The 8478-nt window shown below is 71.6% G+C and carries 5 protein-coding genes, 1 tRNA gene and 4 pseudogenes; 5 read left to right on the forward strand and 5 right to left on the reverse strand.

Annotation, left to right across the window (positions count from 1 at the left end):
* A partial coding sequence (locus AOK00_RS28865) for a cysteine protease StiP domain-containing protein (protein ID WP_173861661.1) occupies nucleotides 1–1618 on the forward strand: 1618 nt, incomplete at its 5' end.
* Nucleotides 1619–1767: 149 nt separating this feature from the next.
* On the forward strand, nucleotides 1768–2598 hold the full coding sequence (locus AOK00_RS28870) for a hypothetical protein (protein ID WP_055603187.1): 831 nt from the start codon (nucleotides 1768–1770) through the stop codon (nucleotides 2596–2598).
* 10 nt (nucleotides 2599–2608) lie between these two features.
* Here the strand turns inward: AOK00_RS28870 and AOK00_RS28875 are convergent, their stop codons facing one another.
* The 3 genes from AOK00_RS28875 to AOK00_RS28885 all read right to left on the reverse strand — a co-directional run bounded on the left by AOK00_RS28875 (nucleotide 2609) and on the right by AOK00_RS28885 (nucleotide 5218).
* Nucleotides 2609–2827, reverse strand: a complete 219-nt coding sequence (locus AOK00_RS28875) for an FmdB family zinc ribbon protein (RefSeq protein WP_055603182.1) — start codon at nucleotides 2825–2827, stop codon at nucleotides 2609–2611.
* A gap of 130 nt (nucleotides 2828–2957) precedes the next feature.
* Nucleotides 2958–4274: a hypothetical protein gene (locus tag AOK00_RS28880; RefSeq protein WP_063886681.1), complete on the reverse strand. Its 1317-nt coding sequence runs from the start codon at nucleotides 4272–4274 to the stop codon at nucleotides 2958–2960.
* A 173-nt stretch (nucleotides 4275–4447) separates the two neighbouring features.
* On the reverse strand, nucleotides 4448–5218 hold the full coding sequence (locus AOK00_RS28885; protein WP_055603184.1) for a DUF4097 family beta strand repeat-containing protein: 771 nt from the start codon (nucleotides 5216–5218) through the stop codon (nucleotides 4448–4450).
* Nucleotides 5219–5395: 177 nt separating this feature from the next.
* Here AOK00_RS28885 and AOK00_RS28890 point away from each other — a divergent pair.
* Nucleotides 5396–5470: transfer RNA gene (locus AOK00_RS28890), tRNA-Val, on the forward strand.
* Nucleotides 5471–5542: 72 nt separating this feature from the next.
* Here AOK00_RS28890 and AOK00_RS36465 read toward each other — a convergent pair.
* Both AOK00_RS36465 and AOK00_RS40765 read right to left on the reverse strand, forming a co-directional pair.
* Nucleotides 5543–6117 (reverse strand): annotated as a pseudogene (locus AOK00_RS36465) (hypothetical protein); the annotation flags it as partial.
* A 3-nt stretch (nucleotides 6118–6120) separates the two neighbouring features.
* Nucleotides 6121–6603, reverse strand: a pseudogene (locus AOK00_RS40765) (replication initiator); the annotation flags it as partial.
* Here AOK00_RS40765 and AOK00_RS28895 point away from each other — a divergent pair.
* Nucleotides 6604–7242 (forward strand): annotated as a pseudogene (locus tag AOK00_RS28895) (GntR family transcriptional regulator); the annotation flags it as partial.
* Nucleotides 7239–7897 (forward strand): annotated as a pseudogene (locus AOK00_RS28900) (YdcF family protein). The pseudogenes AOK00_RS28895 and AOK00_RS28900, both read left to right, overlap by 4 nt.
* Nucleotides 7898–8478 lie beyond the last annotated feature (581 nt).

The following is an 8478-nucleotide window of genomic DNA, read 5'->3' on the forward strand; positions in this document are numbered from 1 at the left end:
GGACGCGGGGCCCCGCGTCCTCGTCCTCGGATTCGAGGAGCTGATGTACGCGCCCCTGCGTCTCGGCACCGCCCTGGAGGACGCCGGGCACGACGTCCGGTACTCCACCACCACCCGCTCGCCCGTCCTCGCCGTCGACGACCCCGGCTACGCGATACGCACCCGGCTCGTCTTCCCCGCCCACGACGACCCCGCCGACGGCCCTGGCGAGCGCTACGCCTACAACGTGGCCGGCGCCGGTTTCGACGCCGTCGTCCTCGTCGTCGACTCCACCGCCGACACCCCGGCCCTGCACGCCCCGGACGGCCTGCTCGCCCAGCTCGCCGCGCACATCCCGCGCGTCGTGCTCGCCGTCGTCCCCTCGTACACGCCCACGGCCTCGCCGTACGTTCCGTACGACGCCACGCCCGAGGTCACCGAAGCCACCGAAGCTCCCGAAAGGAGCTCCATGCTGCCCGAGCCCCTCCGCGGCCCCGCCTTCTCCTCGTACGCACCCGAGGAGGTCGGCTGGCTGCTCCAGGACCTCTCGGACGTCGAGCTCGAGGCGCCCACCGAGGAACGCGAGGAGGCCATCCAGAGCGGCGGTGCGCACTACGCCGAGTCGCTCCCCGTCGAGTACCAGCCGAGCGACCGCTACCAGGAGCTGTTCCACGCCGCCCTGGAGACCTCGGCGGCCCGCATCGCCCGAGCCGTCGGCACCGTCACCGAGACCGTCCTCGCCGAGCGCGAGCGGCCCGGCCACCGGCCCGTCCTCGTCTCGCTCGCCCGCGCCGGCACCCCCGTCGGCGTCCTCATGCGCCGCTGGGCGCAGGCCCGCCACGGCCTGGACCTGCCCCACTACGCCGTCTCCATCGTGCGCGGCCGCGGCATCGACGCCAACGCGCTGCGCTGGCTCGCCGCCCACCACGACCCGGTCGACGTCGTGTTCGTCGACGGCTGGACCGGCAAGGGCGCCATCACCCGTGAACTCGCCGACGCGATCAAGGAGTTCGAGGCCGAGGAAGGCATCACCGGCTTCGACCCGGAGATCGCGGTCCTCGCCGACCCCGGCTCCTGCGTCCGTACGTACGGCACGCGCGAGGACTTCCTCATCCCCTCCGCCTGCCTCAACTCCACGGTCTCCGGCCTGATCTCCCGTACGGTGCTCCGCGCCGACCTGGTCGGGCCGAACGACTTCCACGGCGGCAAGTTCTACCGCGAGCTGGCCGGCGCGGATGTCTCCCGCGCCTTCCTCGACGCCGTCGCCGCCCGCTTCGACGAGGTCGGCGCCGCCGTCGACGCCGACGTCAAGGAACTGCTGGCCGCCGACCGCACCCCGACCTGGGAGGGCTGGGCCGCCGTGGAGCGGATCAGCGAGGAGTACGGCATCCACGACGTCAACCTGGTCAAGCCGGGCGTCGGCGAGACCACCCGCGTCCTGCTCCGCCGAGTCCCCTGGAAGATCCTCGCCAAGCGGGGCGCCGAGGCGGACCTCGCGCACGTCCGGCTGCTCGCCGAGCAGCGCGGCGTACCGGTCGAGGAGGTCGACGAACTCCCGTACAGCTGCGTCGGTCTGATCCACCCTCAGTACACGAGGGGCGCGACGGGCGCCGACGGCAAGGCGGTGGTGTCCCCGTGAGTACGAAGAGAGGGACGAGCGGGACGCATACGGCGAGTACGGCGACCGCGACCGGTAGTACGACCGAGACGACGGGTACGACCACGAGCGTGACGACTACGACGAAGGCCCCGATTCCGGCCCAGGCCCCGACTCCGGTCCAGGCACCGATCCCGGCCCCGACCGCGGGCCCCGCCCCCGTCCTGGTCGCGAGCGACCTCGACCGCACCCTCATCTACTCGTCCGCGGCCCTCGCCCTCGGCATGCCCGACGCCCAGGCGCCCCGGCTGCTCTGCGTCGAGGTCCACGAGTCCAAGCCGCTCTCGTACATGACCGAGCACGCGGCGGGACTCCTGGAGCGACTGACCGACGAAGCTTTCTTCGTCCCCACCACCACCCGGACGCGCAAGCAGTACCAGCGCATCCAACTCCCCGGCAGCGCACCGAAGTACGCGATCTGCGCCAACGGCGGGCACATCCTCGTCGACGGCGTCACCGACGCCGACTGGCACGCCTCCGTGGTGCGCAGGCTCGCCGAGGAGTGCGCGCCGCTCTCCGAGGTCCGCGCCTACCTCACCGCGACCACGGACCTGTCCTGGGTACGCAAGCACCGCGTCGCCGAGGACCTGTTCGCCTACCTCGTCGTCGAGCGGGAACGGCTGCCCGAGGACTGGCTGGAGCGCTTCGGCGCCTGGGCGGGGGAGCGCGGCTGGACGGTCTCGCTCCAGGGCCGCAAGGTGTACGCCGTACCGAAGCCGCTCACCAAGAGCGCGGCCGTCCGCGAGGTCGCCCGCCGCACCGGCGCCTCGCTCACCCTGGCCGCCGGCGACTCGCTCCTCGACGCGGACCTGCTGCTCGCCGCGGACCGGGCATGGCGCCCGGGCCACGGCGAACTGGCCGACAGCGACTGGACGGCCCCCCACCTCGACGTCCTCGCCGAACGCGGGGTCGCGGCGGGGGAGGAGATCCTGCGCCGCTTCAGGGCGGCGGCAGCCGTCTAGCCGGCCGGGATCAGCTGCAGCAACCGCCACCGCAGCAGCCTCCGCCACCCCCGCCACCGCTCGGCGCGGGGGCGGCGGAGGCGGAGCCGCCGACGGCCACGGCCGACAGCAGCTTCACGGTGTCGTCGTGCCCGGCGGGGCAGGAGGCCGGGTCGGAGGACTCGGCCATGGGCCGGCTGAGTACAAAGGTGTCGCCGCAGGTCCGGCAGCGGAATTCATAACGAGGCATGGGAACAGGCTAGGCCCTGTCGGCGGACACGGGCAGGGGACCCGGCCGCCGGGCCGCACCCACACCCGCCTCAGGGCCCTGGCCTCAGCCCCGCGGCCCTGCCGGGCGACCCCCGGGCCCCGCCCCCGGCTCAGTGCCCGGTGGCGCCCCGTTCCTCCCTGATCCGGCCGACGACGTGCGCGGCCGTGGCCCGTACGGCCTCCAGCTCGGTCAGGAAGTGCCAGTAGTCCGGGTGGCGGCCCTCCAGGGTGTCGACCGCCCGGTCGATCCGGGCGACGGCCTCGTCGAGGGGCCGGGCGTGGCGCGGGTCGGGGGTGCTGCGCCCGGCCATCGCGAGGCGCTGGGCGTCCCGTACCGCGAACCTGGCCCGGTCGATCTCCGCCTTCGGGTCCCTGGCGACCGCGTCGAGGCGGCGCAACCGGTCGCCGGCGGCGGAGACGGCCTCGTCGGTGGAGTCGAGCAGCGCGCGGACGGTGGACAGCAGCGAGGTCGCGTCCGGCCAGCGCTGCTCGGCACGCGCCTTTCCGGCCTCGGCCAGCCGTTCCTCGGCCTGCCGCAGCGTGGTGGCGGCCTGCTCGGGCACGTGCTGGAGGTCCTGCCAGCAGGGCGCGGTGAAGCGCCGCCGCAGCTCCGAGAGGATCGGTTCGACGCCCCCGGTGCGTGTGGTGAGGGCCTCGGTGCGGGTACGGAGGGAGACGAGGCGCCGGTCGATCTCCGCGGCCCGCTCGGGCAGCCGCTCGGCCTCGGTCCGTACGGCCTCGGCGTCGCGCAGCACCTTGTCGGCGCGCTGCAGGGTCTCGGGCACGCCGTGCCGGCCGGCGCCCTCGTTGAGCCGGGTGAGTTCGGGCCCGAGGGCGGCGAGCCGCGCGGCGAGGTCGTCGGCCCGCAGCCCGCTCTCCCGCACGGAGTCGAGGGCGCCGCTCGCGCCGCGCAGGGCCTGCCGGGCCCGCTCGACGGCGGGCGCGAGGCGGGCGAGCTGGGTCTCGGCCTGTCCGAGCAGCGGGGCGAGCCCCGCCTCGAACCGGTCGAGCTCGCCCTTCACACGGTCCAGCTCGTCCTTGGCGCGGGTCAGTTCGGCGCGGGCCCGGCCGGCGGTCGCGGCGTCGAGCTCGTCCCGGTCGAGGTCGTGGGCGTCGACGGCGCTGATGTACGTGTGGCTGACCTCGTCGATACGGCGCCCGAGGGCCTCGAAGCCCTCGACGGCGCGGCGCGTCTCGGGGGAGCCGGCGACGGCGGTGATGGTCTCGATGGAGATGCGGAGCCCGCGCTGGGCGGTGTCGAGCTCGTAGAAGGCGGAGGCGGCGGCGTCCTTGGCCGCCTGTGCCTCGGCGCGCTGGCTCTCACCGCGTCCGCCGAACCAGCGGCGGGTGCCGCCGCCGGCGAAGGCGTGCGGCAGCATCGCGCCGACGAGCAGCGGAAGGGCGAGGGCGAGCCGAAGCCCGGACATCCCCGGCCGCGCGCCGCCTTCGGATCGGGTCTGCCCCCGGCTTGGCGCGTCACGACGCCGGACGCCGCTCGCCCCCCTCGCGTCGCTCGCCGCCACGTACCTCTCCCGTGCTGTGTCCGCCGTGCCCGGTCCGGTTCATTCTCCCACCCGGTAAGGACGAACACACGGGCCGGTCAGTTCGCCGTGAGGACGGAGACGTCACCGTTGTCGCTGCGGACGCTCACGGAGTGCTCGCTCTTGTCGCGGCGGGGGACGTCGATCCGGACGTCGCCGTTGTCGCTGGCGCCGGTCACCTCGTACTCGGCGGTGGGGACGGAGACGTGGACGTCGCCGTTGTCGGTGACGACGTCGACGCGGCGGGGGACGGAGCCCAGGGCGACGCGTACGTCGCCGTTGTCGGACCGGGCGACGACCTCGGGCGCGGTGGCCCCGGGCTCGACGGTGACGTCACCGTTCTCGGTGCCCAGGTCCAGCGCTCCGCCGGCCTTGCGCACGCGCACGTCCCCGTTGTCGGAGCGCACCTTCATCGGGGTGGCGAAGCCCTCGGCGGTGACGCGCCCGTTGTCGTTCTCGACGGTGACGGCGACGTTGCGGGGGACCTGGATCCGGTGGACGGCGTCACAGTTGGAGGAGACACCGTCGCAGTTGACCCGCAGGGTCAGCTTCCCGTCGACGAGCTTCCACTCGGGCTCGGGCCCCGACCCCATGAACACCCACCCGTCGACCTGCCGCTCGACGCGCACGTCGTCGATGTCGGCGGGCGTGATCACGAGCTCGGAGTCGTCGGAGTCGACGGTGAGCGCGTTGCCGCCGAAGGCGAACGTCTTCCGCTCCACGGGCGCCCCCTCGACATCGGTCGAGCCGCACCCGGCAAGCGCGAGAGAGGCGATCAGCACTCCACCGGAGGCGAGCAGCACACGGAACGGACGACGTACAGCAGCCATGACGCCGAGACCCCCACAAGAAACCCAGAAACGCGGACAGTCCCCCGACCGTACGACCCCACCACCCGCCGTCACGATCCGGCGACCCACCGTCCCGGGGGTGGGGCTACCCCCCCACCGGGAGGTATCGGTTTGCGGCACCCACCCATGCGCCATGTAGGCTGTTGCCTCTTCCACGGGTGCGTAGCTCAGGGGTAGAGCGCTGCTCTTACAAAGCAGATGTCGGCGGTTCGAAACCGTCCGCGCCCACCAGTGCAAAGGCCCCTCGCCGATCATGGCGAGGGGCCTTTGACATCTACTTCTGACATCAACGGGTGCGGTCACTCACGACCAGGGACGCCTCCTGAGCAGCCGGTCCATGTGGCTGATGGCGTCGCGTTGGGTGTCCTGGACGACGGGGTGTACACGTTCATCGTCACCGCGATCTGGCTGTGTCCGAGGACCTCCATGACGACGCGGGGAGCGACGCCGGCGGCGGTGAGCAGGGCCGCCGTCCCATGGCGGAACCCGAGGGCGATGGCGAGCACGCAGGCGGCATACAGGGGGTCTTTCCGGGCGGCGGCGAGGAAGCCGAGTGTCTCGTCGAGCGACCAGGGGGAGAGCTCCCGGGCGGTAACGTTCGGCGGCTCGACGAGCGTCGCGACGTTCCGGCTCCCCGGCTCCTCACGGCAGGCCGCGGTGAGGGCGGTGCGCAGAACGCGATGCGACTCCTTGGCCGTGGCGGCGCTGGTGTTCTTCGCCACCTGGACGAGGAAGCGGCGGACGTCGGCGACGCTGAGGGATTCCAGCCGCTTGGAGCCGATCATCGGCACGAGGTACAGCCGGACGTGCACCTCGTACTTGGCGGCCGTGGTCCTCTTCCGACGCGGCTTGATGATGTTGTCGAGCCAGTACGGCAGCCACTCGGAAAGCTTTACGGCAGCCACTCGGAAAGCTTTGCTGACCGGGTCGAGGGTGCCGGTCGCTGTCTCGGCGCCCTTGGTGGCGTACTTGGCGATGTAGGCAGCGACGGCTCGGTCGGTGAGTTCGGTACCGCCGTCGAGGTCGGCGGAGCGGATCGGTCGGATGTCGAGCTGGGTGCCGAGGGCGAAGGTGTGGGCGCGTCCGTCGATGACCGGGCCGGGGACGTCGGCGGCAGCCGAGGCGGCGCGGATGGCATCGGCAAGGAGATCGGCAGTGGCCCAGGCCGGGGGCGAGGTGTCGCCGCCGCCGGGGCCGTCGGGGCGGACAACGGCGTGGAAGTGGATGGCCCCACGGCGTTGGTAATCGGCGACCTTGGCGAAGGAGACGCGGGCGTGGTCTCGGAAGGCGCGCTGCGAGAGGCCGGCGCGCTTGGCGACCTCACGGCGCAGGTAGATGGAGAAGCGAGCCCAGATCTTGGAGGCGAGGCAGAAGGTCTCGTCACGTCCTCCCGCGGACACGGCACGGTGGTGCGAGAGCAGACCCCGCTGAAGCGTCTGGGTATCGCGCGGTACGACAAGGCGAAGTGGCGAGACGGGGACGAAGTCGCGTTCATCGCGGACCGCGTAGCGTCCGGTCGCGCGTATCGCCGCAACGAGCAGACCCAGACGGTCAGCCGCGTGACGGCGTCGCCTCTCGTCGCCGAGAAGCTGGGAGTGGAGCCCGACTCCCAGATCTACGCCCGCGCCCGCCTGGTCAAGGAAGGCGAGCAGCCCACGCACACTCTCACCAGCTACTACCGCCCGGAGCACGTGGAGGGGACGCGGCTCGTGGACCCGACTCCCGGACCGGCTGGCAGGGGTGGCGGGTACAAGGTGCTGTACGACGCGGGGTACGAGATCGACCACATGAAGGAGTCCCTGTTCGCGCGCATCCAGACGGCTGAGGAAGTCAAGCTCCTCCAACTGCCAGCAGGCGAACCCGTCATGGAGCCCCACCGGACCACGTACACGGCGGACGGGACCGTGGTCGATTTCGCCGTAGGCGTCCACGCAGCGTCGCGGTTCGCGTGGGAGTACGACTTCAAGGTCCCGGACTCGGCACAGTCGAAGGCCGGCGCATGACTCAGCCGGACGCGGTCATGAAGGACGCCCAACTTCTCTGGGACTATCAGCTCATGAGCCACAGTCCCGGCCGTGTTCCGTCGCCATCGGCCTGGGCAGTCACGACCTGGGCGTGGCCGACGTGACCGCCGAGCTGTACTGGCAAGGCATGGCGCCCCTGATCGTTTTCACCGGAGCCACCAGCCGAACGACCCGTGAGCGGATGCCCCGCGGAGAAGCCGAGCACTACCGCGAGCGCGCCATCGAACTGGGCGTTCCCAGCGACGCCATCCTCGTGGAACCGCGAGCCCGGAACACCGGGGAGAACATCCGCTTCTCACGAGCACTGCTGGAGGAGCACGGCGTCCCAGTGTCGTCCGTGCCGTTGGTGAGCAAGCCGTACGAGGAGCGACGGGCCTACGCCACGGCGCGCAAGCTGTGGCCGGACGTCGAGTTCGTCAATGCGTCAGGCCCCATGACCCTGGCCGACTACATCGACTCGATCGGCGACGCCCGCCTGGTCGTCGACATGCTGGTCGGAGCGCTTCAGCGCCTGCTGATCTACCCCGCGCAGGGCTTCGTGATCAGCCAGGAGGTCCCCCAGGACGTGCGGGATGCCTACGAGCGCTTGTGCGCCCAGGGGGTCACGAGTCGGCTCGTCCCTGATGCCGCTTAGGACTTGTCCGGGCGATCACGGGAGGTCGGGCATTCAAGGGGCTCAGCAGATGGCCGCTTCACCGCTTCTGCGGGCGGCAGGACTCCCGTCCCGACGTGCTGGTGTGCCACGATGGCCGCCAGGAGGCGGGATGCACTATGTGGTGCTGGGGGCGTTCATCGCGTTTGCTCTGGCGGTAGCGATAAGTGGTGTGGTCGAGCTTCTCACCGGGTGGATCCATCCCTGGGAGCGAGCCCGGGTCCTGCGCCCTGTGCCTCATGGACTTGGTCAGGTGCTGACGGGGAGCGGTCTCTGTTGTTTCTTCGGTGCCTTCGCCTTCACCCCGTCAGGGAACGCGCTTTTTTCGCTCATGGCAGTGGGCGCTGGGCTCTTCCTCGCTGGAACCGTCCTGGTCGGTGTGTCCCGATTTCCAGACCGCTGAAGCTGCCGATGACCGGGGCCAGATGACGAGGGCTGCGGCAGGGACTGTGCCGAGGAAGACGCCCCCCGCGCTCGTCGTAGCAAGTGGCCACGGCCCGGCACTGCTCCAGCTTGTTGATGGCCCGCTCGACCGTGTTGCGTCTAAAAGGTGTTGCAGAAGG

Origin of the sequence: Streptomyces aureus, assembly GCF_001418135.1 — a bacterium.
GTDB lineage: Bacteria > Actinomycetota > Actinomycetes > Streptomycetales > Streptomycetaceae > Streptomyces > Streptomyces aureus_A.

Coding starts and splice junctions, on each gene's coding strand:
- AOK00_RS28875 (WP_055603182.1), bottom strand. CDS start 2,827: ATGCCTCGTTATGAATTCCGCTGCCGGACCTGCGGCGACACCTTTGTA.
- AOK00_RS28880 (WP_063886681.1), bottom strand. CDS start 4,274: ATGTCCGGGCTTCGGCTCGCCCTCGCCCTTCCGCTGCTCGTCGGCGCG.
- AOK00_RS28885 (WP_055603184.1), bottom strand. CDS start 5,218: ATGGCTGCTGTACGTCGTCCGTTCCGTGTGCTGCTCGCCTCCGGTGGA.